The sequence below is a fragment of the Spirillospora sp. CA-128828 genome, assembly GCF_050945415.1.
Lineage (GTDB): Bacteria > Actinomycetota > Actinomycetes > Streptosporangiales > Streptosporangiaceae > Spirillospora.
In genome coordinates this window covers 6,059,494-6,083,042 of record NZ_CP191986.1, presented here as the reverse complement: position 1 = coordinate 6,083,042, position 23,549 = coordinate 6,059,494, and the positions used below count along the sequence as shown (strand labels likewise).

The following is a 23,549-nucleotide window of genomic DNA, read 5'->3' as shown; positions in this document are numbered from 1 at the left end:
TCAGGCCGCCGGGCGGTACCGCGCGGGGCGGGTCTGCGCGCCGATGTAGCGGAGCATGCTGCGGAGGGCCCAGTGGTTGATGCCGGTGGGCATCATGCGGTACCCCTGCCGGTTGGCCATGGCGAGGGCGGCGAACCGGGCCTGGTCCAGCGGGGACCACGGGACGTCGAAGCGTTCCCGGACGATCGGGGGCAGGCAGCCGAAGGTGATCAGGCGCAGGGGGCGTTCGACGACGAGGCGTCCGGCGCGGTCGAGGCGGGCGCCGCCGACGGGCAGGATCGTGACGGTGTCGGAGCCGTGCTTGGCGATCTCCAGGGCGCGGGCGGCGGCCGGGGTGAGTTCCAGCGTCTTGGCGCAGATGTGCCAGAACTTGGACTGGAATCCGGCGTAGTCGGCGGGGACGGGACGCATGCTGACGCCGTAGCGGGAGTACCAGGTGACGGTCTCGGCGTACATCTGCTCGTGGTCCTCGGCGCTGAGGGTGCCGGGGTGGAAGGTCTCGGCGGCCTTGAAGATCTCCCAGGTGAAGGTGGCGTGCGCCCACCAGAACGTCTCGGGTTCGAGGGCGTGGTAGCGGCGGGCCCGCTCGTCCACGCCCCCGATCGCGCGGTGCAGGTCGCGGATGCCGCGGGCGCGGTCGGTGCCGTCGGGGGCGAGGATCGTCGCCCAGATCTGCGGGACGGACCGGTGGATCCGGTCGAACGGGGCGTCGAAGAACGCGGAGTGCCCGGTGACTCCGGCGCCGATGCCGGGGTGCATGAGCTGCATCAGGCCGGCGGCGGCGCCGGGGAGCAGGGAGCGCAGGTCGGCGGCGTGCCGCCACAGGAGCGTGCCGGGCCCGAGCGGAGCGCGGACGACCGCCCGCGCGGCCGCGGTGACGACCGATGGCGAGGACGAGGCGGGCATCACACCTCCTGACCAGTAACCACTTACTTCTAGCCTAGCGAACGTGAGACAAGAGTCAATCTTTGTCGCACGCCAAGGCCGAAGCAGAGGTCGCCCCAGGCAACGGCACCAGCCACCATTGCGGGCAGGCGCGTGGAGCGAGCGCAGCGAGCGGAGGGCGCATGCCCGCCGAGCCGGGCGACCGCAGCGCCACGACACAAACCCGCACGGTCACAACACATCGAAACCGTGGCGTGAGGATCGACCGGCTCGTGACGGGGGGTTCCAGGGGGGTCGCTACCCCTGGGTCAGCACTGCTTGTACACGGCGACTGCGCAGGCGCTGCCGAGGCCGATGTTGTGCTGGAGGGCTGTGCGGGCGCCGTCGACCTGGCGGTTTCCGGCCTTGCCGCGCAGTTGCCAGGTCAGTTCGGCGCACTGGGCGAGGCCGGTGGCGCCGAGCGGGTGGCCCTTGGAGATGAGGCCGCCGGAGGGGTTGACGACCCACTTTCCGCCGTAGGTGGTGGCCTCGTCGTCGATGAGCTTGTGGCCTTCGCCGACCTCGGCCATGCCGAGCGCTTCGTAGGTGATGAGTTCGTTTGCGCTGAAGCAGTCGTGGAGTTCGATGACGTCGACGTCGTCGATGGAGACCTGTGCCTCGTCCATGGCCTTCTTGGCGGCGTGCTGGGAGACGCCGAACCCGACGACCTGGATGGAGGAGTGGTCTTCGAAGCTCTGCGGTGTGTCGGTGGCGATGTGGTGGCCGGCGATCTCGACGGCCTGGTCCCACAGGTCGTGCTCGTCCAGGAACCGCTCGCTGACGACGAGCGCGGCGGCGGCGCCGTCGGAGGTGGGGGAGCACTGCAGCTTGGTGAGCGGGTCGAAGATCATCGTCGCGTTCTTGACGTCGTCGAGGGAGTACTCGGTCTGGAACTGCGCGTAGGGGTTGTTGACCGAGTGCTTGTGGTTCTTCCAGCCGATCCAGGCGTAGTGGTCGGGGGTGGAGCCGTACTTCTCCATGTGCTCGCGGCCGGCGTTGCCGAACATCTGCGGCATGGGCGCCTTGTCGAGTTCCCACTCGCGGCCCGCGGTCATGGAGCGCAGGTGGTGGTCGACGATGGTGACCTTGGACTCGCCCATGCCGGCGCCGAGCGAGCCCTTCTTCATCTTCTCCATGCCGAGGGCGAGGGCGCAGTCGGCGAGGCCGCCGCGGACGGCCTGGCGGGCGAGGAACAGCGCGCTGGAGCCGGTCGCGCAGGCGTTCATGACGGTCATCACCGGGATGCCGGTCATGCCGGTCTCGTAGAGGGCGCGCTGGCCCATCGATCCGTACATGGAGCCGGCGTAGGCCATCTCGACCGTGTCGTAGCCGACGCCTGCGTCCTGCAGCGCGTTGCCGACGGCCTCCTTGGCCATGTCGGGGTACTCCCAGTCGCGGGAGCCGGGCTTCTCGAACTTGGTCATGCCCACGCCGACGACGAAGGTGCGGTTGGCCATCGGGCTCGCCTCCTGTACCGAATGGTGTTCGGTAACACGATAACGCGCGGGCGGCGCGGCGGGCGGACGCACTCCCGATGATCGGGATGCGCCCCTGGTCAGGCGGACATCTCCTCGGCGAGCGCGGCGGCGAACGCGTCCACGTCGTCCTCGGTGGTGTCGAACGAGCAGACCCAGCGGACCTCGCCGGTCGCCTCGGACCAGCCGTAGAAGAAGAACCGCTTGCGCAGCTGCTCCGCCACGTCCTTCGGGACGACCGCGAACACCGCGTTCGCCTGCACGGGCTGGGTGATCTCGACGCCGGGGACGGCGCGGGCGGCGGTCTCCAGGCGGCGGGCCATCGCGTTGGCGTGCGCGGCGTTGCGCCGCCACAGGTCGCCGTCCAGCAGCGCGACGAGCTGCGCGGACACGTACCGCATCTTGGAGGCCAGTTGCATGCTCGACTTGCGCAGGTACGGGAGCCCCTTCACCGCGTCCGGGTTCAGCACGACGATCGCCTCGCCGAGCAGCAGGCCGTTCTTGGTGCCGCCGAACGACAGCACGTCCACGCCGGCGTCGGTGGTGAGGGCGCGCAGCGGCAGGCCGAGGGACGCGGCCGCGTTGGCGATGCGGGCGCCGTCCATGTGGACCGACAGGCCGCGCTCGTGCGCCGCCGCCGCGACGGCCGCGGTCTCCTCCGGGGTGTAGACGGTGCCGAGCTCGGTGCTCTGGGTGATCGACACGACGGCGGGCTGCCGCCGCTGGATGTTGCCGAAGCCCGTGGCGTGCTCCTCGACCTGAGCGGGGGTGAGCTTGCCGTCCGGCGTGGGCACGGTGACGAGCTTCAGCCCGGCGATCTTCTCGGCCGCGCCGCACTCGTCGGTGTTGATGTGCGCCGACTCCGGGCACACCACGGCGCTCCACCGGTCTGACATCGCCTGCAGCGACACCACGTTCGCGCCCGTCCCGTTGAACATGGGGAACACCTCGGCGCGGTCGCCGAAACGCCGCCGGACGACCTCGCGGAGCCGGCCGGTGACGACGTCGTCGCCGTAGGCGGGCTGATGCCCGTCGTTCACCCCGGCCAGTGCCGCGAGGATCTCCGGATGCACGCTCGCCTGGTTGTCGCTGGCGAAACCGCGCACGGCGGGCGGCACGGTGGGCGGACCGATGTCGGACGGCTGAGTCATGCGTCCATTCTCCAGGACGTCAGGCAATGCCCTTTTCCGTGCGGGACGGGCCGCTATGCGGGGCGGTCGGTGATGTTCTGCACCGGGGCGGGCGCGGCGTCGGCGGACGCCGGGGGCTCGGCGGCGCGCAGCGGGATCCGGGCGCGCATGGCGTCGAGGTCGTCGCCGAACCTGGCGACGGTGGACTGCAGGTCCCGCCACAGCCCGGTCCGCTGCTCCAGCTGGGCGATCTTGGTGCGCAGTTCGGCGAGGCGCCGCTCGGCGGCCTCCAGCCGGGTGCGGTTGCCGACGGTGTCGCGGCCGGTGCGGATCATGCTGGTGGCGACGGCGGCCAGGTCACGCTCCGTGTCGTCCATGCGCTCGTCGATGCGGGGCAGCAGCCTGTCGTTGAGCTGGACGACCAGCGAGTCGAGCTCGGTGCGGATCGTGCGGAGCTCGGCGTCCTGGTCGCGGACGGCCTGCTCTAGAATCGCGACACGCTCGATGTAGGAGGGCAGCACCCGGCCGAGCTCGGCCGACCGTTCCAGATCCCGCCCGACTCTGACGAGAAGGCCGACGCCCTCGCGCAGATGGCGCTCCGCCTCGGCGGCGGCGCGGCGGACGAGACCCGGGATCACGGTCATGGCGCTCCCTCCAAGGGGCAGGTCGGATGGAATCTCCTTAAACTGTAGGCGAACCGACCGTGAACATTTTGTGAACTCAGATGTTTATTTCCGGGGACCGGGCGTGCTTGCGGCGCGGTGCCGGGCGGGTCCGCGCGGGCGGTGGCGCGCAGGTGCACAGCCCCTGCCGGACGATGAGCCAGGCGCGTTCGGCGGTGTAGTCCGCCGGGCTCAGAGCCGGGCGGACACGGTGACAGGTCAGGCAGAGCATGCGTTCTTCGTCCTCCCCGTAACGCGGGGAGCGGCGCCGTCCCGCACGCATTCCCCCCGGACGCGCGCGGGACGGCGGATCCACAGGATGGCCCTTCCGCTCCCCAGCGCCGGTAACGGTAGGCCGCGGCACGTTGCATGCACGTTGCGATCGTCCGATCACGGAACGTGCCCGGATGCGGCCGGGCGGGATCTGTGGAATCGGTTGCGCCGCACCCGCGGATGGGCCGATCCTTCAGACGGGCCGAGGTTCTCTCCGAGGTTCGCTCCCGGGAAAGGGACTGATGGTGGTGCACGATCCGGTGACCGTCCGTCCGCCGATCACCGAGTCGTGGCGGCGTTCCCGGGATGCCGGGATCGACGCGGGCGTGGCCGCGGCGCCTCTGGTGTTCGACCGGGACGTTCTCGCCGACGCCCGCGCCGCGCACCCCCTCGAACGGCACCTGCCGATGCTGCGGGACCTGCTGCGGCGGGTCGCCGACGAGACCGAGCACCTGATGGTGATCACCGACGAGACGGGCAACGCGCTGTGGACGCAGGGCCCGCCGGCCGCCCGGCGCGCCGCCGACGCGATCGGGCTGACCGAGGGATTCCGCTGGTCGGAGGACGCCGTCGGGACCAACGGGATCGGCACCGCGCTCGCGACCGGCCGTCCCGAGTACGTCTACGCCGCCGAGCACGTCGCTCATGTCCTGCACCGCTGGTCGTGCGCCGGCGCGCCGATCACCGACCCCGACTCGGGGCGGGTGGTCGGCTGTATCGACGTCAGCGCGACCGTGGAGGCGCTTCATCCGGCCACCGTCGCGCTCGTCGCCGCCGCGGCCCGGCTGGCCGAGTCGCGGCTGGAGAACGAGATGCTGGCGCGGGACGAGCGGCTCCGCGCGCGGCTGCTGCCGCATCTGCGGGGGCTGCGCGGCAGCGGCGTCCTCGTCACCGCCACCGGCCGCGTCCTCGCGGCGTCGGCGGACGGGCTGCGCGGGCTGCGCGTCCCCGTCCCCGAGCCGGGCGGGACGGTCGCGCTGCCGGACGGCCGCATCGCCGTCGCCGAGCCGCTCGGCGAGGCGTTCCTGCTGCGGCTGCCCGGCACCCGCGGCCGGGTCGACGCGGGCGCCGTTCCCCGCGGCGGCGCCCGCGACGCGGCGGCGAGGCCCGCCGCCGGTGACGGGCCGCTGCTGACGCTGTCGCTCCTCGGCGACGGGCAGCCGCACGCGCATGTGGACGGGCGGCGGTCCGACCTGACCCTGCGGCACGCCGAGATCCTCGCGCTGCTGGCCCTGCACCCGTGCGGGCTGAGCGGCGACCGGCTCTCGCTGTACCTGTACGGCGACGACGGCAGCCCGGCGACCGTCCGCCCCGAGATCCACCGGCTCCGCCACCAGCTCGGCGACATCGTCCGGGCCCGCCCGTACCGGCTCGGCTGCGCGGTCGAGGCCGACTTCCTCACCGTGCGGCGGATGCTGGACGACGGCGACGTCGTCGGCGCCGTGCGGCTGTACGGCGGCGAGCTGCTGCCGCGTTCCGACGCGCCCGCCCTCCGTGCCGAGCGCGACGAGCTGGCCGTGCGGGTCCGGCGACTGGCGCTCGACCACGGCGGCGCCGACACGCTGTGGACCTACGTCCAGACCGAGCCGGGACGCGCCGACCTGGAGGCGCTGGAGCGGCTGCGGTCGGTCCTGCCGGCGGGGGACCCGCGGGTCGCCGCCGTCGCCTCGCGCAGCGCCCGGCTGCTCAGCGGCGAGCTTTAGGGGACGGCCGCACGACGCCGGCGAGGTGGGCGCAGTCGTTGTAGCAGACGGGCGCGAGGCCGGACCCGTCGTGCCGCCACCGGGTGACCGAGGCGTTGCCGATGGGCTCCTTCTCGATCTCCATGACCTCCCGCTCGGTCAGCTCCTCGACCAGGTAGCGGGTCATGACGACGATCGCGTCGTGCGCGACGGCCAGGACCCGGCCGCCGGGTGCGTCGGCCTGCAGGTCGCGGTAGAAGCTGCGCAGCCGCAGCGCCAGGTCGGCCCATGACTCGCCGCCGGGCGGCCGGTAGTAGAACTTGCCGAGGCGCCGCAGGCGGTCGGCCTCGCCCGGGTACCGGTTCTGGACGCCGCGGGCGGTGAGGCCCTGCAGGATGCCCTGTTCCCGGTCGCGGAGCCGCTCGTCCACCCGGACCGGCAGGATCTCGGAGGCGTCGGCCACCTGGGCGAGGGCGATCTGCGCGGTGTCGAACGCGCGCAGGTAGGGGGAGGAGACGACCAGTGTCGGGCGCTCATCGTCCGGCAGCGCGGCGAGCCAGCGGCCGAGCGTCGCGGCCTGGGCGCGGCCGGTGTCCGACAGCGGGACGTCGGCGTCCCGTTCGGGGATGCCGGCCTCCTCGGCGTCGGTGCCGTCCACCGCCTGGAAGGCGAGGTTCCCGGTGCTCTCACCGTGCCGGGTCAGGGTCAGCCACTGCAGCGCGTTCACGCCCGCCATGCTGCCATGCCCGGCGGGGTGCGGCCCCCGGTCGCGGTGACGCCGTCCTCTACACGCGGTAGTACTCTTTTGCCGTGACGAACGTCCTGGCCATCATGATCATCGTGGTGGCGCTGCTGGCCGCCGGCTACGCCCTGGTGACGGCGCTGCGCGGCCGCGCGATGGGCGTCGGCGACCTCGTCGTGCTCGGCGTCCTGGAGGCGCTGCTGATCGCGCAGGCCGTCGTCGGATTCGTCAAGCTCTCCGGCGGCGAGGGGCCGGACGGCCCCGCCACCTTCGTCGGCTACCTGCTGGGATCGCTGCTGATCCCGGTCGCCGGGGCCGGATGGGGGCTGCTGGAGCGCTCCCGGTGGGGGCCCGGCGTGATCGTGGTCGCCGGTATCGCCGTCGCCGTCATGATCGTGCGGATGAACCAGTTGTGGAGCGGCACCGGTGGCTGAGCCCGAGCACGTCAGGCCCGACCAGGTCAGGCCCGGAACCCCTGAGGACGGCGGGCCGCGAGCCCGCGCGGGCGACGGCGCCCGCGCCGGCGCCGAAGCCCGCACGGGCGGCGGAACCCGGCGCGGTCTCCTGCGGGGGGCGACTCCCCGCGCCCCCCGGGAAGAGCCGGCCGGGTCGGCTCTGCGCTCCGGGAACCGTCCCGGCGGCACCGCGGGCGGCCCGGGACGGCTGCTGGTCGCCGTCTACGCGATCTTCGCGCTCGCGGCCGGCGCGCGGGCCGGCGTGCAGATCGCCACCAAGTTCTCCGACGCGCCCGTGGCCTACCTGCTGTCGGCGTTCGCCGCGGCCGTCTACGTCCTGGCGACGGTGGCGCTGGCCCGCGGCGGCCGGACGTCGTTCCGGATCGCTGTCGCCGCCTGCTCCACCGAGTTGGCCGGCGTGCTGGTCGTGGGCACGCTCAGCATCGCCGACTCCGCGGCGTTCCCCGACGAGACCGTCTGGTCCATGTACGGGCGCGGCTACGGGTTCATCCCGCTGGTGCTGCCCGTCGTGGGCCTGCTGTGGCTGCGCCGCACCGCCCGCAGAGGTGGCGGATCCCCCGCGGGCGGTGGGCGCCCTGTGAGCGGCGGCGTGTGAGCCCTCCGGCCACAGGTGTCCGGTGGTCGTGCTCGGAAAGAGCCGCGGCATGCCCTCGCTCCGCTCCGTCATGCTGTACCGGTGTGGGGGGCGACCCCCCACGCCCCCCGGCAAGAGCCGCGGCATGCCCTCGCTCCGCTCCGTCATGCCGCGGCGGACAGTGAGCGGCCGCCGATGGGGAGGGCGTGCACGGCGGCCCGGGTGATCGCCTCGACCTCCTCGGAGGAGCGGTCCGCGGCCGGGTTGCGGCGCATCCAGCGGATCAGCTTCAGTGGCGGCGCGAACACGATGCCGTCCGCGGCGAACGGCGTCCGGACGAGCTTGCCGCCGTGCACGGCGAGGACCGGCGTCACCGTCACCGGCACCTCCGCGACGCGGGAGATCGCCTCGGCGGCGGCCTCGGCCCGCGCGGTCAGCCCGGCGACGAGCTTGGTCTGCGTCCGGCCGTCGACGAACAGCCTGCCGCCGTGCTGGGAGATCTCCGTGCCGGGGGCCCACGCCTCGTTGTGGACGAGCCACACGCCGCCCGGGCCGATCACCAGCTGGTCGGCCGGGCCGTGCTCGGGGACCGTCCGTGCGTGCAGCACGCGGTGCCCGCGCCGCTCCAGCGTGTAGCGCAGGAACCGGTTCATGCGCTCCTCGCCCCGCAGCCCGAGCCGCCACACCCGCGACGCGGTGTAAATGCGCCAATGGACGAACGTGTCGGCGGACGCCACCAGAACCGCCATCAGGATTCCGAAAACGGCGTTGACGAGCAGTGCGCACAACACGAGCGTCGCCGCCGCCAGAAATGCGCGTGTCCGCAATCTCCCTTTACGGCCGCGTTGCCAGAGCTCCTCGTGGACCGCCTGCGGTGAACCTCCGGTGAATGCGGGACGGTCCCTGAGGTAGATGGAGCTGCCGAACATCTCTAGCCTCCCAGCACCTGCGATGACGTCCTCATTATGTGGATACCCGCGGCATTGCCGCTACACTTCGCGAGGTGACTTAAATCAAACTCCCGCGTTACTTCTTGGTCTTGACGTCATTGCTCACCGGCCCGTTCGCCTGGATTGAGCCGGTTGATTCGGGGGATAATCAAGAACGGCCCGGCCTATTGCCTGAAAGGCTCGGTGCAACTATCACCGCAACCGGCAGAGCCTTTTTCATCGCAATTGATTTCGGGTCCGCCCGGTCGGGGCGGCACACTGGGACGATGCACCTCAGCGCCGCCGAGAACCTTCCCGTCCGCCGCGCGGTCCCCGCCCTGCGCGCGGCCCTGGACACCGCCGGCACGGCGGTGCTCGCGGCGCCACCCGGCACGGGGAAGACCACTCTCGTCCCGCTCGCGCTCGCCGGGCTCGCCCTCGGCGGCCCGCCCGCCGCCGGCAAGGTCCTCGTCCTGGAACCGCGCCGGCTCGCCGCCCGCGCCGCCGCGCGCCGCATGGCCTGGCTTCTCGGTGAACGTGCCGGCGGCCGGGTCGGCGTCACCGTCCGCGGCGAGTCCCGCCCGGGCTCCCACGTCGACGTCGTCACGACGGGCGTCGTGCTCCAGCGGCTGCAAGCGGAGCCCGAACTCGACGGCGTCGGCACGGTGATCCTGGACGAATGCCACGAGCGGCACCTGGACGCCGATACCGCGCTTGCGTTCCTCCTGGACGTCCGCGCGACGCTCCGCCCCGACCTGCGCCTGGTGGCCGCGTCCGCCACCGCCGACACCGGTCCCTGGGCGCGCCTCCTCGGCGACGCGCCCGTCGTCGAGACGGAGGCGGCGCTCCACCCGGTCGAGACGATCTGGGCGCCGCCACCGCGACCCCTGCCGCCGCCCCACGGCATGCGCGTCGACCCGGCGTTCCTCGCGCACGTCGCCGCCACCGCCGGCCGCGCCCTGGCCGAACGCGACGGCGACGTCCTGTGCTTCCTGCCCGGGGTCGGCGAGATCGCCCGCGTCGCCGGCCTGCTCAAGGACGCTCCCGCCGACGTCCTGCAGATTCACGGCCAGGCGCCCCGGCCGGTCCAGGACGAGGTGCTCGCCCCCGCGGCGCGCCGCCGGATCGTCCTCGCCACCTCGGTGGCCGAGTCGAGTCTCACCGTGCCCGGCGTCCGGGTGGTCGTGGACTCCGGCCTCGCCCGCGAGCCGCGCACCGACCACGCCCGCGGGCTCGGCTCCCTCACCACCGTCCGCGCATCCCGCGCCACCGCCGGACAGCGCGCCGGACGCGCCGGGCGGGAGGCCCCCGGCACCGTCTACCGTTGCTGGACGCAGGCGGAGCACGACCGCCTCCCGGCCCGTCCCCGCCCCGAGATCGAACTGGCCGACCTGACCGGCTTCGCGCTCCACGCGGCCTGCTGGGGCGACCCGGACGCGACCGGCCTCACCCTCCCCGACCCGCCCCCGGCCGCCGCGATGGACGCCGCCCGCGAGGTCCTGCACGCCCTCGGCGCCGTCGTGGACGGCCACGTCACCGACCGAGGCCGCCGCCTCGCCCGCGTCGGCCTCCACCCCCGGCTGGCCCGCGCCCTGATCGACGGCGCCCCCCAGGTGGGCGCCCGCGACGCGTCCCAGATCGTCGCCCTCCTCTCCGAGCCGCCGCCCCGCTCCGCGGGCGACGACCTGACCGCCACCTGGCGCGCCCTCCGCCGCCAGGCCCGCCCCGCCGACCCCCACGCGGCCCGCTGGCGCGACGAGACCACCCGCCTCCGCAACTCCCTCACCACCCGGGCCGGTACCCCCGCCGCGCGATCCGACGACCACGCGGCGGGGGTCGTGGTGGCGCTGGCGTTTCCGGAGAGGGTGGCGTGCAGGCGGGGCGGCGGGTATCTGATGGCGTCCGGGACGGGGGCCGAGCTCACCGGCGGGTCGGCGCTGGCCGCGGGCCGGGCCGAATGGCTCGCGGTGGCGGCGGCGGACCGTCCGGCCGGGTCGGCGTCGGCGCGGGTGCGGCAGGCCGTGGTGATCGACGAGGACGCGGCGCGGTTCGCGGCGGCGCCGCTGATCGGGACGACCGAGGAGGTCGTGTGGCGGGACGGGGACGTGGTCGCGCGGCGCGTCGAGCGGCTCGGCGCGATCGAACTGGGCTCCAGGCCGCTGCGGGAGCCGGGCCCGGAGCTCGTGCGGGCCGCGCTTCTGGACGGGGTGCGGGCCGAAGGGCTCGGGTTGCTCACCTGGACGCCGGGCGCCGTCGCGCTGCGCGAGCGGCTCGCCTTCCTCCGGGAGGCGCTCGGCGATCCCTGGCCCGCCGTCGATGACGCGGCGCTGCTGGAACGGGCCCCGGAGTGGCTGGCGGGGGCGCGCGGGCGGGCCGATCTCCGGCGGGTCGATGTGGCGGGGATGCTGCGGGGGCTGCTGCCCTGGGAGCAGGCCAAGCGGCTGGACGAGTACGCGCCCGAGCGGGTCGAGGTGCCGTCCGGGTCGCGGATCCGGGTGGACTACGCGGGGGAGCGGCCCGTCCTCGCGGTGAAGCTGCAGGAGCTGTTCGGCTGGGACGCGGCGCCGCGGCTCGCGGGCGGGCGGGTGCCGCTGGTCGTGCACCTGCTGTCGCCGGCGGGACGCCCGGCGGCGGTCACCGCGGACCTGGCCTCGTTCTGGCGCGAGGGCTACCGGGCGGTGCGGGCCGAACTGCGCGGGCGGTACCCGAAGCACCCGTGGCCCGAGGACCCCGCGCAGGCCGTCCCGACGAAGCGGACCAAGCGGGCTAGCGGGAGCTGATCAGCGCGTCGATGCCGTCCAGGACGCGGGCGAGGCCGAACTCGAAGGCGCGGCCCGGGGCGACGGCGGCGTCGTACTCCCGTCCGGCGGCGGTGCCGACGCGGGTGCCGAGCGGATAGTCGGCCTCGTCGATGAACGTGTCGAGGAACGGGGCGGCCGCCTGCCACCACTCCGCGTCGCTCATGCCGCTGCGGCGCCCGGCCTCGGCGGCGTTGACCGAGACGCGCGCGGCGCTCTCGGCGAATCCGGTGACGAGCGCGACCACCGAGTCCATCTCCAGGTCGGTGAGGCCGAGGCCGTCCACGGCGCGCAGCTCGTACTCGTACTTGCCGATCACGTTCGGGCCCATCGGAGGGCGGACCAGGGCCACGCGCAGCAGCCACGGGTGGCGGTGGAACAGTGCCCAGTTGTCGCGCGCGATGTGTTCCAGGCGGGCCCGCCACGTGTCGTCCTCGGGCGGGGTCAGCTCGCCGAACGCGCGGTCGACCATGACGTCGATCAGCTCGGCCTTGCCGGGCACGTAGGTGTAGATCGACATCGGCGACACGCCCAGCTCGTCGGCGATGCGCCGCATGGACAGGGCGTCCAGGCCCTCGGTGTCGGCCAGCTCGATCGCGGCCCGGACGATCTCCTCCGCGGTCAGCCGCGGCTTCGGCCCGCGTCTCGGGCGGTTCTGGACGCCCCACAGGAGTTCCAGGCTGCGCCTCGGGTCGCCCGCCCCGCTGTACTCGGTCACCGGCCGATCCTCTCAGGATGAAACTCTGTACTACGTACGTTATATTGGCCGCGATGGTAAATCCGTACTGCGTACATAGTTTGGGAGGACGGGTGACGGAACCACGGTTCGCGATCGCCGCCGAAGGGCTGCGCAAGCGCTACGGCGACACCGAGGCCCTCGCCGGGCTCGACCTGCGCGTCCCCGCCGGGACCGTGCACGGGCTGCTCGGCCCGAACGGCGCCGGCAAGACCACCGCCGTCCGGATCCTGACCACGCTCGCCCGGCCGGACGGCGGCACCGCCCGCGTCGCCGGGCACGACGTGGTCCGCGACGCGGTGGAGGTGCGGCGCGCGATCGGGCTCGTCGGGCAGCACGCGGCGGTCGACGAGGTGCTCGGCGGGCGGCAGAACCTCGTCATGTTCGGCCGCCTCCACCACCTCGGGGCGAAGCGGGCGCGGCGGCGGGCCGACGAGCTGCTGGAGCGGTTCCGGCTGACCGACGCCGCCGCCAGGCCCGCCGGGCGGTACTCCGGCGGCATGCGGCGCCGGCTCGACCTGGCCGCGTCCATGATCCTCGCGCCGCCGGTGCTGTTCCTGGACGAGCCGACCACCGGCCTGGACCCGCGCAGCCGCAACGAGGTGTGGGACGCGATCCGCGCCCTGGTGGACGGCGGCACCACCGTGCTGCTCACCACCCAGTACCTGGAGGAGGCCGACCGGCTGGCGTCCGGCATCTCGGTGATCGACCACGGCCGCGTCATCGCCGAGGGCGCCCCCGACGCGCTCAAGGCGCGGCTCGGCGGCGACCGCATCGAGGTCGTCCTGGACGATCCCGCGTCGCTCACCGCCGCCACCGAGATCGTCGCCAAGGTCGCGAACGGCGAGGTGGACGTCGACACCGAGACCCTGTGCATCGGGGCGCCGGTGTCCGGGCGGGCCGCCGCGCTGACCGAGGCCGTCCGGGCCCTGGACGACGCGGGGCTCGCCGTGGCGGACATCGGTCTTCGCCGGCCCACATTGGACGAGGTGTTCCTGCACCTCACCGAGGAGAAGGAGGTGCGCGCATGAGCGTCCGGACGATGCGGTGGGCCGTCGCGGACGGGCGGACTCTGACCGGCAGGGCCCTCGCCCACTGGGCGCGGCGGCCCGGCGAGGTCGCCGTCGGGCTGCTGTTCCCGGTAATGGTCGTGCTGATGATGGGCTACCTGTTCGGCGGCCAGATGGACGTCCCTGGCGGCGGGAACTACCGGGCGTTCATCGTCCCCGGCATGTTCGCCCTGACGATGGCGTTCGGCGTCGAGACGACGTTCGCCGCGGTCGCGAGCGACGCCGCCAAGGGCGTCACGGACCGGTTCCGCTCGATGCCGATGTCCCCGTCGGCCGTCGTGGTGGGGCGGGCCACCGCCGACATGCTGCACTCGGTCGTGGCGCTGGCGGTGATGGCGGCCTGCGGCGTGCTGATCGGCTGGCGCGTCCACGACGGCGCCGCCCGGGCCCTGGCCGGGCTCGGGCTGCTGCTGCTCCTGCGCTTCTCGCTGGTGTGGCTCGGCATCTACCTCGGCCTGATCGCCAAGGGGCCCGAGTCGGTCGCGACGATCCAGATCCTGGTGTGGCCGATCGGGTTCCTGTCCAGCGCCCTGATCGCGCCCAGCACCATGCCGGGCTGGCTGGCGGCCGTCGCCGAGTGGAATCCCATGTCGGCGACGGTGACGGCGTGCCGGGACCTGTTCGGCGAGCCCGTCACGGGCGGATCATGGACGGCGCAGCACAGCGTCCCGATGGCGGTCGCGTGGCCGCTGGTGATCGCGGCGGTGTTCGTCCCGCTGTCGGTCCGCCGGTACCGGGCCCTCGGCCGCTAGGGCAGCAGGGACGCCCGGTGGCGCGCCAGTGCCAGCGCCGGATAGCACTCCTCGGGCAAGGGTTCCGCGCCGTGTCCCATGTGGGGGGACGACCCCCCACGTCCCCCGGGAACCGCCTCGGTCAGTCCGGCGCGGAGCCTCGCCCCCGCGGCCGCCGCCTCGTACGGCTGGACGACGCACAGTTCGGCCTGCATCGCCTGCCGCGCCGCCGTCATCAGCGCCGGGACGTCCCCGACGATCACGACCTCGGCGAGGGCGCCGGCGTGGGACAGGCGCACGGCCAGCGCGTGCATCCCGGCGGTGCCGGCGTCCTCGTAGCGGAACTCGCAGACCAGCCGGTCGCCGTCCAGCGGGCCCTCCTGGATCAGCCACGCCTGGCCGGGGACGACCCGTCCGAGCGACCCCTCCCACGGCGCCGCCGGGACGTCGCCGAGCCCGTCCGCCGCGCGTCCGGCCGCCCGGCGCCCCTCGGGCGGCCCGATCGCGGCCAGCGCCCGCAGGAAGGCACGGGCGCCGGGCGTGGCCGCCGCCCGCAGGCAGCCGATCAGGTCGCCGAGCGCGGCGCGCCGCCCCTGCGCGTGCGGGGCCGCCGCCTCCAGACCGCCGAGCTGCGCGGACGTCCACACCTCCGCCTGCAGCGGGCCGGGCAGCGCGGCCAGCGCTCCCGCCTCCCGGACGTAGGCCGCGTACACCTCGCGGAGCCCCGGCAGCATCAGCTCGGGGCCCGCGGACGGCCGGGTCGCACTCACGGCGCCAGCCTACGAGACGCGGAGGAGCGGCGCGTCCCGCGCGGCCGGTGCGGCCGGACCGCGCGAGGACGCGCCGCGGGTCCTAGGCGGGGACGGTCAGCAGGGTGCGGCCCGCGCCGATCGTCCGGACCTCGAACCGGCTGATCTCCTGCGGCCGCAGCGCCGTCCCGCCCTGCAGCGCCAGCGCCGGCTGCTCCGAGCCCGGCAGGCCGTAGCCCTTGGCGGGGACGGACCAGCCGACGACGGTGTGCGCGTCGCCCCGCTTGTCGACCGCGACCAACTCGCACTCCAGCGGCCCGCGGACCTTGCTGAGCTGCAGCCCGATCCGGCTGCCCCACGCCTTCTGCTGCATCGCGACCGTCCCGGTGATGCCGGTGCCCGCGTCGGCCGCCGACATCCGCTGCCCCTCGCGCATCAGTGCGGCCGTCCCGTCCTGCTGGGACCTGGCCGGGTCGCGGTCGGCGCCCAGCGTGAACCCGGTGCCGGCCGCGCCGCCGAGCAGCACGACCCCGGCGGCGGCCGCGGTCAGCGCCCGCGCGGCCCGGTAGCGCCGGCGGCGCCGGATCCGGTGCCGCATCAGGTCGGTGACCAGCGCCGGTTCCGGCGGCGCCGGCATCGCCTCCGCCGGGTCGGCGATCGGGCCGATGCCGTCCAGCGTCTGCGCGAGCCCGCGGAGCGCGCCCAGCTCCTCGTGGCAGGAGAAGCACGTCGACAGGTGCGCCTCGAACGCGCGGCGGTCGGGCTCCTCCAGCAGGCCGAGGGCGTAGGCGCCGACGTCGACGTGCGGCATGTCCGGCGCTCTCATGGCGTCACGCCCCTCTCCTCCAGGGCGACGCGCAGCGCCCGGAGCGCGTAGTAGACCCGGGACTTCACGGTGCCCACGGGGATGCCGAGATGCTTGGCGGCCTCGTTCACCGAGCGGTCCCGGAAGAAGGTCTCGTTGAGGATCTCCCGGTGGGCGGGGGACAGCGCGAGGAGGGCCTCGGACACGACGACGGAGCGCAGAAGATCCTCCAACCCGTCGGGAACGCGCATGTTCTCCAGCGGGCCCTCGCCCGCCTCCTGCGGCCGTGCGTTCTTGCGGCGCTGGTCGTCGATGACGATCCGGCGGGCGACCGTCGCCAGCCAGGGCAGGAGGGAGGTCGCGTTCTCGTCCAGCTGGTGGGCGCTGCGCCACGCGCGGATCATCGTCTCCTGCACGACGTCCTCGGCCCAGTGCCGGTCGCCGCCGGTGAGGCGCAGGACGAACGACAGCAGCGGACGGCCGTACACGCGGTAGAGCTCGGTCACGATCACCTGGTCGTCGACGCCGCCGGCGGGCTGCGGCCCGCGGAACCAGCTCCACGGTCCGGGAGGGCGTTCGCGGGTGGCCGAGGCGGCCGGTGATCTGTGGGCCATCGGGGTCTCCGGGCGGGTGCGAGGGGGCGGGACGACGCGGTGACCGTGGGTGTCACGTTGGGAGGCAGTACGGGACCCCCGTGTCTCCCGGTTCAACTGAGCCCGTTTCGCTGCGGATTTTCCGAAAGGTCCCTTACTTGTTCGTCACCTTTTCCTTACCTGCTGGCGCGGATGATCCCCGAGCCGCGTCTCAGGTCCGTACGGCACGACAGGATCCGGCCGCACGGGATTCGCAGGGCGACGCTCACTCCATGACTTGGAGCGAATGCGGGCATCGGGCCCATTTGCCCACAGAGACCGAGGGGCGGGATCGGGCTAGTGAAAGGGAACGGGGAAGCACATCTCAGCTACCGCCTGCTGGTGGCGGTGGACATCCAGGGGTACAGCAAGCGCGACACGCGCGAGCAGCTCCTCGCGCAGCGGCGGCTGTCGGACGCGCTTGACCGCGCCGCGCGCGGCGTCGGCCTCGACCGGGCCGGCTGGGACAAGCAGGTCGGCGGGGACGGGGAACTCGCCACGCTGCCGGAGGGCGTCGACCCGGCGCCGGTCGCCGGCGACTTCGTGATCCTCCTCGACGAGGCGCTGCGCGAGGTCAACCGCGACGCCGGCCGCTTCCGGCTGCGGGTGCGGCTCGCGCTGCACCACGGCACGCTGACGGCCGGCCCGTTCGGGCCCGCCGGTGACGCGCCCATCGTCGTCCAGCGGCTGCTGGACGCGACGCCGCTGCGCCGCCTGCTGATCGACGACGCCGGCCGCGACCTGGCCTACGTCGTGTCGGACTCGCTGTTCGACGACGTCGTGCGCACCGGGTTCTGCGCGCTGCCGCCGCGGGACTTCCACGCCGTCAAGATCGTCGCGAAGGGCACGACCTTCCGCGGCCACATCCTCACCGGCCGCACGCCCCGTGAGGGCGCGGAGGGCGAGCGGGGCGGACCGGGTGCCGCCTCCGCCCCGCACGCCCGCGTCCTCGACTTCCCGGCCCTCGCCGTCCGCTGACCCCGCGGGCCCGTCGGGGAGCCGCGGGAAGCGATCGGCGCGGAACGGGGTTGTCGCCTGGAAAGAGGACCTGTCGACGGAGGCGGACGATGGCGGACGACGCGGCGCTGGTGAAGCTGCTGAAGGAACGTGACCTCGGGGTGCTCGCCACCCTCAGGCGGGACGGGCGCCCCCAGCTGTCCAACATCAACTACCACTTCGACGAGGGCCGCCGGCTCGTCCGGATCTCGATCACCGCGGACCGCGCCAAGGCGCGCAACCTGGCCCGCGATCCGCGGGCCAGCCTGCACGTCAGCTCACCCGACGGATGGTCGTGGGCGGTCGCCGAGGGCGACGCCGAGCTGTCGGAGGTCGCCGCGGACCCCGGTGACGCCGCCGTCGAGGAGCTCGTCGAGGTGTACCGCGACATCCGTGGCGAGCACCCCGACTGGGACGAGTACCGCCGCGTCATGGTCGAGGACGGCCGCCTCGTCGTCCGCCTGCACGTCGAGCGCCTCTACGGCCAGGCGCGCTAGTCGCGCCGGCCGGCCCCGCCGGCGGGCAGGAGGGCGGCCAGGAGGCGGTTGCCGCCGTGCTGCCACAGCGTCCCGACCTCGGTGAAGCCGGCGGCGTGCAGCGCCTCGGTGTGGGCGGACAGCAGCCGCGACGGCGAGCCGTGGTGCCCGGTCACCTCGTCGGTGCTCTGGGCGTGCAGGTCGGCGAACGCGGGGTCGGTGCCGATCGCCTCCCACCACTGCTCCCAGTTCTCCGGGCGCGGCCTCCCGGCGAGCCGGCGGGCCTTCTCCCGCTCGCGCAGTTCGCCGGCGAGCCCGTCCAGACCGGGCGTGACGTCGTCCACGTGCAGGTCGTCGCCGTTGAGGAGCAGCCCGCCGGGGCGCAGCACGGTGGCCAGTTCGGCGTAGACGACGCGCAGGTCGGCGGGGGAGATCCAGTGCAGCGCGGTGGTGCTGACGGCGGCGTCGGCCTGCCGGGGCAGCCGCAGCCGGGCGGCCCAGCCGGGCTCGCGCAGGTCCAGCGTGGTGAAGACGATGCCGTCGCGGCCGGCGTGCACGGCGCGGCCGAGCGACAGCAGCAGCGGGTCGGCGTCGACGGCGACGACGGTGGCCCCGGGGATCCGGTCGAGGATCCGGCCGGCGAGCGAGCCGGGCCCGCAGCCGAGGTCCAGCACCAGCGGGTCGGGGCGCCGCGCGGCCGCGCCGACCGCGTCGATCATCGCGGTGAAGCGCTCCTCGCGGTCGGGCACGTAGCCCTCCTGCTGGGCGTCCCAGCGTGCGATCCAGGTGCCGGCGGTCTGCTGGTCGAGCAGCGTCATGACCCCTCCTGTGACTGTCATGTAGCCTTTGGCCAGTGACACGCTAAACCGGAAGGACGTAACTGGTCAAGTGAACTTCAACAGTCACACCGATGGCGTGGTGGCGTCCGCCGTGAAGCTGGTCAACGGGCTGACCGAGGGGGAGGCCCGCGGCCGCCCGTTCACACTGCCCGGCGGGGACGCGCTCGTCCCCGCGGCCCTGGAGGTCCTCAAGGGCATGAGCAGGCGCACGAGCCTCACCGCGGACGAGGCGGCGGAACTGACGGCCGTCGCGCGCGACCTGCGCGTCGTGTTCGACTCCGTGGCCGCCGGCGACCGCGACACCGCCGCCGGGCAGCTCAACCGGCTGCTGACCGAGACCCGGGCCAGGCCCCGGCTGGAACGCCACGACGGCGAGCCGTGGCACCTGCACTTCCACGGCGAGGGCGGCACCATCACCGCCGACTGGGGCGCGTCCTGCGCCACCGGCCTCGCCGTCGTCCTCGGCGGCGAGATGCGCGACCGCCTCGGCGTCTGCACCGCGCCGCACTGCGACCGCGTCTACGTCGACACCTCGCGCAACGGCACCCGCCGGTTCTGCTCCACCGCCTGCCAGAACCGCGTCAAGGCCGCCGCGTTCCGCTCCCGCGCCAAGGTGTCCTGACACCGAATCCCGCTCGGTGTAGCGTGTGGCGATGATTCAGGTGACCGCCACCACCACCGCCTCGCCCGAGACCCTGTTCCGGCATCTGGCCGTCCCCGAGGCTTGGGGCGCCTGGGGCAGGTTCCCGACGCCGGCCCGGCAGACGCGCAAGGGCGACACGACCGCCTACGGGGTCGGGGCGGTCAAGAAGATCTGGCCCGCGAGCGAGCAGACCGTCGCCTACGAGCCGCACACGCGCTTCGGCTACATCGCGCTGTCGGGGCTGCCCGTCCGCCGCTACCGCTCCGACGTCCACCTGGAGGCCCGCGACTCCGGCACGCTCATCCGCTGGGAGGCCTCGTTCGAACCGCTGATCCCCGGCACCGGCGCGCTGGTCGGGTCCGGGCTGCGGCTCATGCTGAAGGCGTTCGCCAAATGGCTGCCCGCGCACGCCGAGCACTGCCCCGAGAACTGCCCCGCCCGCCTGGCCGGGGACATCTGACACCGTCCCCGGACAGGCAGAGCAAAAGCCGGAGACCGCGCGACCCCCCGCGCGGCCTCCGGCGTGAAAGGTGCAGGCCGAGAGCACCCCGCAGTTCCCTCGGCCTGCACGACCTTGGCCCCCCTTTCGGACCCTCAGACGGGGTCCGGGCCGTAGACCTCCCACAGCTCCCCGGCGAAGAATCTGCCGAAGTCGAGCAGCTTGCCCGCCCCGTCCGGGCCGGACGTGCGGAACGTCGTCAGCTGCCGCGCGAAGTCCGTCAGCTGGATGTGCAGCACGCCCGCCGCGACGATCTCCGCGCCGTCCTCCTCGTCCGCGCCGACATGCCCGTCGAGCAGCCGCACGTAGAGGGTGGAGGTGTCGGGCCAGATCCGCGTCGGCGGCCCGTGCAGGACGTTCTTGTGCCCGCTCAGCGTCCGCCGCCGGCCCTCGCCGTCGGTGTAGAACAGCCGGTACTTCATCAGCCGCCGGTCGTTGTCGCCGTCCGCGACGAACAGGTTGAACGTGCCCCGCTCGACCGGGCTGCGGCCCCCGTGGCCGGCGGCGTCCACCCACCCCTCGGCCGTCGCCTCGTGCCCGGGCTCGGCCAGGAACCGGTCGGTGTCCGCCGCGGTGATCGTCAGGCGGAACGACAGGTGCCGCCGCCCGTCGGCCAGCTCGCCGATCCGCGTGTCGGTCTCACCGTAGGTGACGAACCCCTTCATCTCCTCGGTGAACGACAGCGACGTACGGCGGGTCGCCACGCTGGACGGTCCCCGTGTCCCGTCGTGGCTCCCCGAACCCGCACCGTACGCCGTGTGGCGGGACGACCCCCCGCGCCCCCCGGGAACCGCCTCGTGTGCCGAGCCGTTTCCCGCCCCGCCAGGCGAGCCGGTTCCCCCGACCGGCTCGGCCCCCGTGGCAGGCGGGGCGGCGGAACCGCCCGCACCCCGTTGTGCGGACGCGCCCTCCAGCAGCCGCGTGGCCAGGCGGTCGGCCTGCGCGGCGATGGTGAGCGAGGGGTTCGGGCCCACCGGTCCCGGCATCGCCGCCCCGTCGGCGATGTACAGGCCCGGGAACCCGAACACCTCGCCGAAGGCGTCGCAGACGCCTTCGCCCGGGTGGGCGCCCATGGGGGCGCCACCCAGCGGGTGGACGGTGATGATGCGCTTGCGGAACCACATCGGGTTGTCGGCGTAGTCGGCGCCGAGCACGTCCGCGATGCCCTGCATCGTCTTGCGGACGCGGTTGAACAGCTCCTCGCTGGTCTCCGACGTCCACTCGGCGGCGAGCCGGCCGTCCTTCAGCCGCAGCCGGCCGTCGGCGGTGTCGCGGCCCATCCCGAGCAGCGGCAGCGAGCTGACCGTCAGCGCCCCGTCGCCGATCAGGTCGGAGATCTCCTTGGACAGGTTGGTGTCCGGCGTGTCCTTGAAGTACTCGGTGAAGCGGTTCCACAGGAACTTCACCGAGCGTTCGAAGTCGTTGCGGACGTCGAAGCCGTCGACGATCCAGTCGGTGAACCCCGGGTAGCCGCCGTCCTCGATGTAGGCGCCGCGGCCCGCACCGGGCACGCCGTCGAGCTCGTCCGGCAGCCGGATCGCCGTGGTGATCACCGGCCCCCGGCTGGCGTTCAGCGGCCGGACCCGGTTGCGGTCCTTGGCGCGCAGCAGGAACGTCAGCAGGTCGCCGTTGCCGCTGAACCGGGTGCCGAGCGCGTCGCTCAGGCCGGGGAACGCCTTGAGGGACTTCAGCAGCAGGAACGTGGTGCCGTAGGTGCCCGCGCCCAGGATCAGCCGGTCGCATGAGATCGTCTCGACCGCCGGGCGGCCCTTCTTGGCGGTCAGGTCCTCGTGGTGGACGTAGTCGACCTCGTACCCGCCGCCCGGCCGCGGCCGGATCGCCTTCACCTCGTGCGAGGTGCGGATGTCGGCGCCGTGGTGCGCGGCCGCGGACAGGTAGGTGTGGTCGAGGCTGTTCTTGGAGCCGTCGTTGCAGCCGATGTCGCATTCGCCGCACAGCCTGCACGTCCGGCGGCCGCCGCCGTGGATGTTGCCGTACCCGGCGTCCACGATCGGCAGGCTCAGCCCCGGCGTCCCGCCCGGCTCGGAGGCGAAGCTGACCGCGAGCGGCGGCAGCGTGCAGTGCAGGCCGAGCTCGGCGGCCGCGTCCTGCATCGCGTGCGTCTTCGGGGTGTCGTCGAACGGGACCTGCTCCAGCGGGTACGGCGTCGCGCCCAGCATCTTCTCGACCACGTCGTAGTGCGGGTCGAGGTCGGCGCGGGAGACCGGCCACGACTCGTACCCGCCGCCGGGCAGCGGCTGGTCGTGGACGAACCAGTGCTCGTCCTTGCGCAGCAGCACGTTCGCGTAGATCAGGGAGCCGCCGCCGAGGCCGGCGGACACGACCGAGTCGCAGCCCTTGAAGCCCCACACGTCGAACATCCCGTACAGGCCTGCGGCCGGGTCCCAGAACGCCCGTCCCATCTCCGCGGGGGAGCGGGGGAAGCTGCCCGGCGGGTACGGCTGCCCGCGCTCCAGCAGCACGACCCGCTGCCCGGCCTCCGCCAGCCGGTAGGCGGTGACGGATCCGCCGAAGCCGGATCCGATCACGACGGCGCTGACATGTTCCATGGGGCGGCCTGCCTTCCGCTGCTTCGTCGCCGGACCGCTCATGCGCTGTGGCGCTTGAGGAAGTCGACGACACGAGGGAAGACGTCGATGTGCGAGTTCTTGCCGATCAGGGGGTCCAGGTGGCCGTAGCCGGTCAGCAGAGCCAGTTCGTGGCGTCCCGGCGCGGCCTTTTCGAGGATCTTGTGCAGGTGGATGTTGGAGTCGGTGAAGACGCGGTTGTTCTCGGGCGCGAGCAGCAGCATGGGCGTCCGCACGTCGGCCGCGTTCTCCAGGTAGTTCTTCGGGAGGCGCGCGTAGCGCGGGTCGTCCGGGGCGTACTTCACCGAGCCACCCGCTTTGACCATCTTGCGGACGTGCCGGTAGTAGTTCAGCCCGGACGCGGCGCAGATGTCGGCGACGCGCGCGTGCGTCTCGGGCAGCAGGTTGGCGTGCTCGTACATCGCCGGCTTGCCCGCGCCCCACTGGAAGCTCTGCATGTGGCAGGACCGGGTGCCGCACTCGTTGTGGAACAGCGACACGACCCGCGACAGCATCCACGGGCGGGTGAAGCGCGGCGCGCTCCCGAACCTCGGATCGAGGAACGGCAGGCCGAAGACGTACTCCAGGAACCACGTGCCGGCGCCGAGCTTGACCTTCGACCACGCCGGCACCCGTGGCGTCAGCGACACGCTGTTGCAGGTGAGCGTGGCGATGCCGTCGACCGTCCCGGCGAACACGCTCATGGAGAACGACACGGCGCCGAGGCAGTGCGCGATGACGTGCAGCCGCTTGTCGCCGATGTGCTCGCGCAGCTCTTCGAGCGCGGGCGGGAAATCGAACAGGGCGATGTCGTCGAGGGTGTAGCGATGCGTCTCGGTGTCGTACGGGAAGCGGCCGCTCATCCGGAAGTCCAGTGTCCAGACGTCGGTGAAGCCGTTGTCGAGCAGGTGCGAGGCCAGGTTCTCGATCTCCGGCATGATGAACAGGTCGCTGGAGGAGGTGAGGCCGTGCACGAGCAGGACGACGTTCTCGCTCTCCTCGCGCAGGAACCGCGTGAGCTGCAGCCCGAGCCCATCCTCGGTCGCCACCGGGTACGTCGTGATGTCCGCGTCCTTCACACCCTCGTACGTGAATCGGGGGATCATCCGCTGCATGTCCG

23 protein-coding genes are annotated in these 23,549 nt (G+C 73.5%); 10 read left to right on the top strand and 13 right to left on the bottom strand.

What is annotated here, in order from left to right; translation table 11 throughout:
- The 4 genes from ACQPXG_RS29450 to ACQPXG_RS29435 all read right to left on the bottom strand — a co-directional run bounded on the left by ACQPXG_RS29450 (position 1) and on the right by ACQPXG_RS29435 (position 4,173).
- On the bottom strand, positions 1-906 hold the full coding sequence (locus ACQPXG_RS29450) for an oxygenase MpaB family protein (protein WP_433462377.1): 906 nt from the start codon (positions 904-906) through the stop codon (positions 1-3).
- A gap of 287 nt (positions 907-1,193) precedes the next feature.
- The gene (locus ACQPXG_RS29445; protein WP_433462376.1) at positions 1,194-2,381 is read right to left on the bottom strand and encodes a thiolase C-terminal domain-containing protein; all 1,188 of its coding nucleotides are present in this window, start codon (positions 2,379-2,381) and stop codon (positions 1,194-1,196) included.
- A gap of 98 nt (positions 2,382-2,479) precedes the next feature.
- Positions 2,480-3,550: a threonine aldolase family protein gene (locus ACQPXG_RS29440; RefSeq protein WP_433462375.1), complete on the bottom strand. Its 1,071-nt coding sequence runs from the start codon at positions 3,548-3,550 to the stop codon at positions 2,480-2,482.
- A 53-nt stretch (positions 3,551-3,603) separates the two neighbouring features.
- Complete coding sequence (locus tag ACQPXG_RS29435) at positions 3,604-4,173, bottom strand: hypothetical protein (RefSeq protein ID WP_433462374.1); 570 nt, start codon at positions 4,171-4,173, stop codon at positions 3,604-3,606.
- A 533-nt stretch (positions 4,174-4,706) separates the two neighbouring features.
- Here ACQPXG_RS29435 and ACQPXG_RS29430 point away from each other — a divergent pair.
- A complete protein-coding gene (locus tag ACQPXG_RS29430) occupies positions 4,707-6,167 on the top strand; it encodes a GAF domain-containing protein (RefSeq protein ID WP_433462373.1) in 1,461 nt (486 codons plus the stop codon).
- Here the strand turns inward: ACQPXG_RS29430 and ACQPXG_RS29425 are convergent.
- The gene (locus ACQPXG_RS29425) at positions 6,151-6,882 is read right to left on the bottom strand and encodes a histidine phosphatase family protein (RefSeq protein WP_433462372.1); all 732 of its coding nucleotides are present in this window, start codon (positions 6,880-6,882) and stop codon (positions 6,151-6,153) included. The two genes, ACQPXG_RS29430 and ACQPXG_RS29425, sit on opposite strands and share 17 nt — an antisense overlap.
- A 74-nt stretch (positions 6,883-6,956) precedes the next feature.
- On the opposite strand from ACQPXG_RS29425, the gene ACQPXG_RS29420 reads away from it, so the two are divergent.
- Both ACQPXG_RS29420 and ACQPXG_RS29415 read left to right on the top strand, forming a co-directional pair.
- Positions 6,957-7,322: a hypothetical protein gene (locus ACQPXG_RS29420; protein ID WP_433462371.1), complete on the top strand. Its 366-nt coding sequence runs from the start codon at positions 6,957-6,959 to the stop codon at positions 7,320-7,322.
- A 181-nt stretch (positions 7,323-7,503) separates the two neighbouring features.
- The gene (locus tag ACQPXG_RS29415) at positions 7,504-7,959 is read left to right on the top strand and encodes a hypothetical protein (protein WP_433470070.1); all 456 of its coding nucleotides are present in this window, start codon (positions 7,504-7,506) and stop codon (positions 7,957-7,959) included.
- Positions 7,960-8,102: 143 nt separating this feature from the next.
- Here the strand turns inward: ACQPXG_RS29415 and ACQPXG_RS29410 are convergent, their stop codons facing one another.
- A complete protein-coding gene (locus ACQPXG_RS29410) occupies positions 8,103-8,867 on the bottom strand; it encodes a nuclease-related domain-containing protein (protein ID WP_433462370.1) in 765 nt (254 codons plus the stop codon).
- 287 nt (positions 8,868-9,154) lie between these two features.
- Between ACQPXG_RS29410 and hrpB the strand changes: the two genes are divergently transcribed.
- Complete coding sequence (hrpB, locus tag ACQPXG_RS29405; protein WP_433462369.1) at positions 9,155-11,647, top strand: ATP-dependent helicase HrpB; 2,493 nt, start codon at positions 9,155-9,157, stop codon at positions 11,645-11,647.
- Here hrpB and ACQPXG_RS29400 read toward each other — a convergent pair.
- Complete coding sequence (locus ACQPXG_RS29400) at positions 11,634-12,383, bottom strand: TetR/AcrR family transcriptional regulator (protein ID WP_433462368.1); 750 nt, start codon at positions 12,381-12,383, stop codon at positions 11,634-11,636. The two genes, hrpB and ACQPXG_RS29400, sit on opposite strands and share 14 nt — an antisense overlap.
- Positions 12,384-12,436: 53 nt before the next feature.
- On the opposite strand from ACQPXG_RS29400, the gene ACQPXG_RS29395 reads away from it, so the two are divergent.
- Positions 12,437-13,432: an ATP-binding cassette domain-containing protein gene (locus ACQPXG_RS29395; protein WP_433462367.1), complete on the top strand. Its 996-nt coding sequence runs from the start codon at positions 12,437-12,439 to the stop codon at positions 13,430-13,432.
- Positions 13,429-14,223 carry an ABC transporter permease gene (locus ACQPXG_RS29390; RefSeq protein WP_433462366.1) on the top strand — a complete coding sequence of 265 codons (795 nt, stop codon included), beginning with the start codon at positions 13,429-13,431 and terminating at the stop codon, positions 14,221-14,223. The genes ACQPXG_RS29395 and ACQPXG_RS29390 overlap by 4 nt, the downstream gene beginning before the upstream one ends.
- Here ACQPXG_RS29390 and ACQPXG_RS29385 read toward each other — a convergent pair.
- The 3 genes from ACQPXG_RS29385 to ACQPXG_RS29375 all read right to left on the bottom strand — a co-directional run bounded on the left by ACQPXG_RS29385 (position 14,220) and on the right by ACQPXG_RS29375 (position 16,370).
- A complete protein-coding gene (locus ACQPXG_RS29385) occupies positions 14,220-14,972 on the bottom strand; it encodes a hypothetical protein (RefSeq protein ID WP_433462365.1) in 753 nt (250 codons plus the stop codon). The genes ACQPXG_RS29390 and ACQPXG_RS29385 overlap by 4 nt on opposite strands.
- An 82-nt stretch (positions 14,973-15,054) precedes the next feature.
- Positions 15,055-15,777, bottom strand: coding sequence for an anti-sigma factor family protein (locus ACQPXG_RS29380; RefSeq protein ID WP_433462364.1), 723 nt, complete (start codon positions 15,775-15,777; stop codon positions 15,055-15,057).
- On the bottom strand, positions 15,774-16,370 hold the full coding sequence (locus tag ACQPXG_RS29375; RefSeq protein WP_433462363.1) for a sigma-70 family RNA polymerase sigma factor: 597 nt from the start codon (positions 16,368-16,370) through the stop codon (positions 15,774-15,776). Before ACQPXG_RS29375 ends, ACQPXG_RS29380 begins: the two co-directional genes overlap by 4 nt.
- A gap of 318 nt (positions 16,371-16,688) precedes the next feature.
- Between ACQPXG_RS29375 and ACQPXG_RS29370 the strand changes: the two genes are divergently transcribed.
- Both ACQPXG_RS29370 and ACQPXG_RS29365 read left to right on the top strand, forming a co-directional pair.
- Positions 16,689-17,366: a hypothetical protein gene (locus ACQPXG_RS29370; protein WP_433462362.1), complete on the top strand. Its 678-nt coding sequence runs from the start codon at positions 16,689-16,691 to the stop codon at positions 17,364-17,366.
- 89 nt (positions 17,367-17,455) lie between these two features.
- Complete coding sequence (locus ACQPXG_RS29365; RefSeq protein ID WP_433462361.1) at positions 17,456-17,881, top strand: PPOX class F420-dependent oxidoreductase; 426 nt, start codon at positions 17,456-17,458, stop codon at positions 17,879-17,881.
- Here the strand turns inward: ACQPXG_RS29365 and ACQPXG_RS29360 are convergent.
- Positions 17,878-18,678: a class I SAM-dependent methyltransferase gene (locus ACQPXG_RS29360; protein WP_433462360.1), complete on the bottom strand. Its 801-nt coding sequence runs from the start codon at positions 18,676-18,678 to the stop codon at positions 17,878-17,880. The genes ACQPXG_RS29365 and ACQPXG_RS29360 overlap by 4 nt on opposite strands.
- 70 nt (positions 18,679-18,748) lie before the next feature.
- On the opposite strand from ACQPXG_RS29360, the gene ACQPXG_RS29355 reads away from it, so the two are divergent.
- Both ACQPXG_RS29355 and ACQPXG_RS29350 read left to right on the top strand, forming a co-directional pair.
- The gene (locus tag ACQPXG_RS29355) at positions 18,749-19,321 is read left to right on the top strand and encodes a CGNR zinc finger domain-containing protein (protein ID WP_433462359.1); all 573 of its coding nucleotides are present in this window, start codon (positions 18,749-18,751) and stop codon (positions 19,319-19,321) included.
- A 31-nt stretch (positions 19,322-19,352) separates the two neighbouring features.
- The gene (locus tag ACQPXG_RS29350) at positions 19,353-19,802 is read left to right on the top strand and encodes an SRPBCC family protein (RefSeq protein WP_433462358.1); all 450 of its coding nucleotides are present in this window, start codon (positions 19,353-19,355) and stop codon (positions 19,800-19,802) included.
- A gap of 134 nt (positions 19,803-19,936) precedes the next feature.
- Here the strand turns inward: ACQPXG_RS29350 and ACQPXG_RS29345 are convergent, their stop codons facing one another.
- Together ACQPXG_RS29345 and ACQPXG_RS29340 are read right to left on the bottom strand one after the other, a co-directional pair.
- Entirely contained in the window at positions 19,937-22,411 is a 2,475-nt protein-coding gene (locus ACQPXG_RS29345) for a GMC oxidoreductase (RefSeq protein ID WP_433462357.1), read from the bottom strand.
- A gap of 38 nt (positions 22,412-22,449) precedes the next feature.
- Complete coding sequence (locus tag ACQPXG_RS29340) at positions 22,450-23,544, bottom strand: alpha/beta fold hydrolase (protein ID WP_433462356.1); 1,095 nt, start codon at positions 23,542-23,544, stop codon at positions 22,450-22,452.
- Between the last annotated feature and the right edge of the window lie 5 nt (positions 23,545-23,549).

Excerpts from the sequence above, each read along its gene's own strand:
- ACQPXG_RS29450 (WP_433462377.1), bottom strand. The coding sequence starts at position 906 with ATGCCCGCCTCGTCCTCGCCATCGGTCGTCACCGCGGCCGCGCGGGCG.
- ACQPXG_RS29445 (WP_433462376.1), bottom strand. The coding sequence starts at position 2,381 with ATGGCCAACCGCACCTTCGTCGTCGGCGTGGGCATGACCAAGTTCGAG.
- ACQPXG_RS29440 (WP_433462375.1), bottom strand. The coding sequence starts at position 3,550 with ATGACTCAGCCGTCCGACATCGGTCCGCCCACCGTGCCGCCCGCCGTG.
- ACQPXG_RS29435 (WP_433462374.1), bottom strand. The coding sequence starts at position 4,173 with ATGACCGTGATCCCGGGTCTCGTCCGCCGCGCCGCCGCCGAGGCGGAG.
- ACQPXG_RS29430 (WP_433462373.1), top strand. The coding sequence starts at position 4,707 with ATGGTGGTGCACGATCCGGTGACCGTCCGTCCGCCGATCACCGAGTCG.
- ACQPXG_RS29425 (WP_433462372.1), bottom strand. The coding sequence starts at position 6,882 with ATGGCGGGCGTGAACGCGCTGCAGTGGCTGACCCTGACCCGGCACGGT.
- ACQPXG_RS29410 (WP_433462370.1), bottom strand. The coding sequence starts at position 8,867 with ATGTTCGGCAGCTCCATCTACCTCAGGGACCGTCCCGCATTCACCGGA.
- hrpB (WP_433462369.1), top strand. The coding sequence starts at position 9,155 with ATGCACCTCAGCGCCGCCGAGAACCTTCCCGTCCGCCGCGCGGTCCCC.
- ACQPXG_RS29395 (WP_433462367.1), top strand. The coding sequence starts at position 12,437 with ATGGTAAATCCGTACTGCGTACATAGTTTGGGAGGACGGGTGACGGAA.
- ACQPXG_RS29390 (WP_433462366.1), top strand. The coding sequence starts at position 13,429 with ATGAGCGTCCGGACGATGCGGTGGGCCGTCGCGGACGGGCGGACTCTG.
- ACQPXG_RS29380 (WP_433462364.1), bottom strand. The coding sequence starts at position 15,777 with ATGAGAGCGCCGGACATGCCGCACGTCGACGTCGGCGCCTACGCCCTC.
- ACQPXG_RS29375 (WP_433462363.1), bottom strand. The coding sequence starts at position 16,370 with ATGGCCCACAGATCACCGGCCGCCTCGGCCACCCGCGAACGCCCTCCC.
- ACQPXG_RS29365 (WP_433462361.1), top strand. The coding sequence starts at position 17,456 with ATGGCGGACGACGCGGCGCTGGTGAAGCTGCTGAAGGAACGTGACCTC.
- ACQPXG_RS29360 (WP_433462360.1), bottom strand. The coding sequence starts at position 18,678 with ATGACGCTGCTCGACCAGCAGACCGCCGGCACCTGGATCGCACGCTGG.
- ACQPXG_RS29350 (WP_433462358.1), top strand. The coding sequence starts at position 19,353 with ATGATTCAGGTGACCGCCACCACCACCGCCTCGCCCGAGACCCTGTTC.
- ACQPXG_RS29345 (WP_433462357.1), bottom strand. The coding sequence starts at position 22,411 with ATGGAACATGTCAGCGCCGTCGTGATCGGATCCGGCTTCGGCGGATCC.
- ACQPXG_RS29340 (WP_433462356.1), bottom strand. The coding sequence starts at position 23,544 with ATGCAGCGGATGATCCCCCGATTCACGTACGAGGGTGTGAAGGACGCG.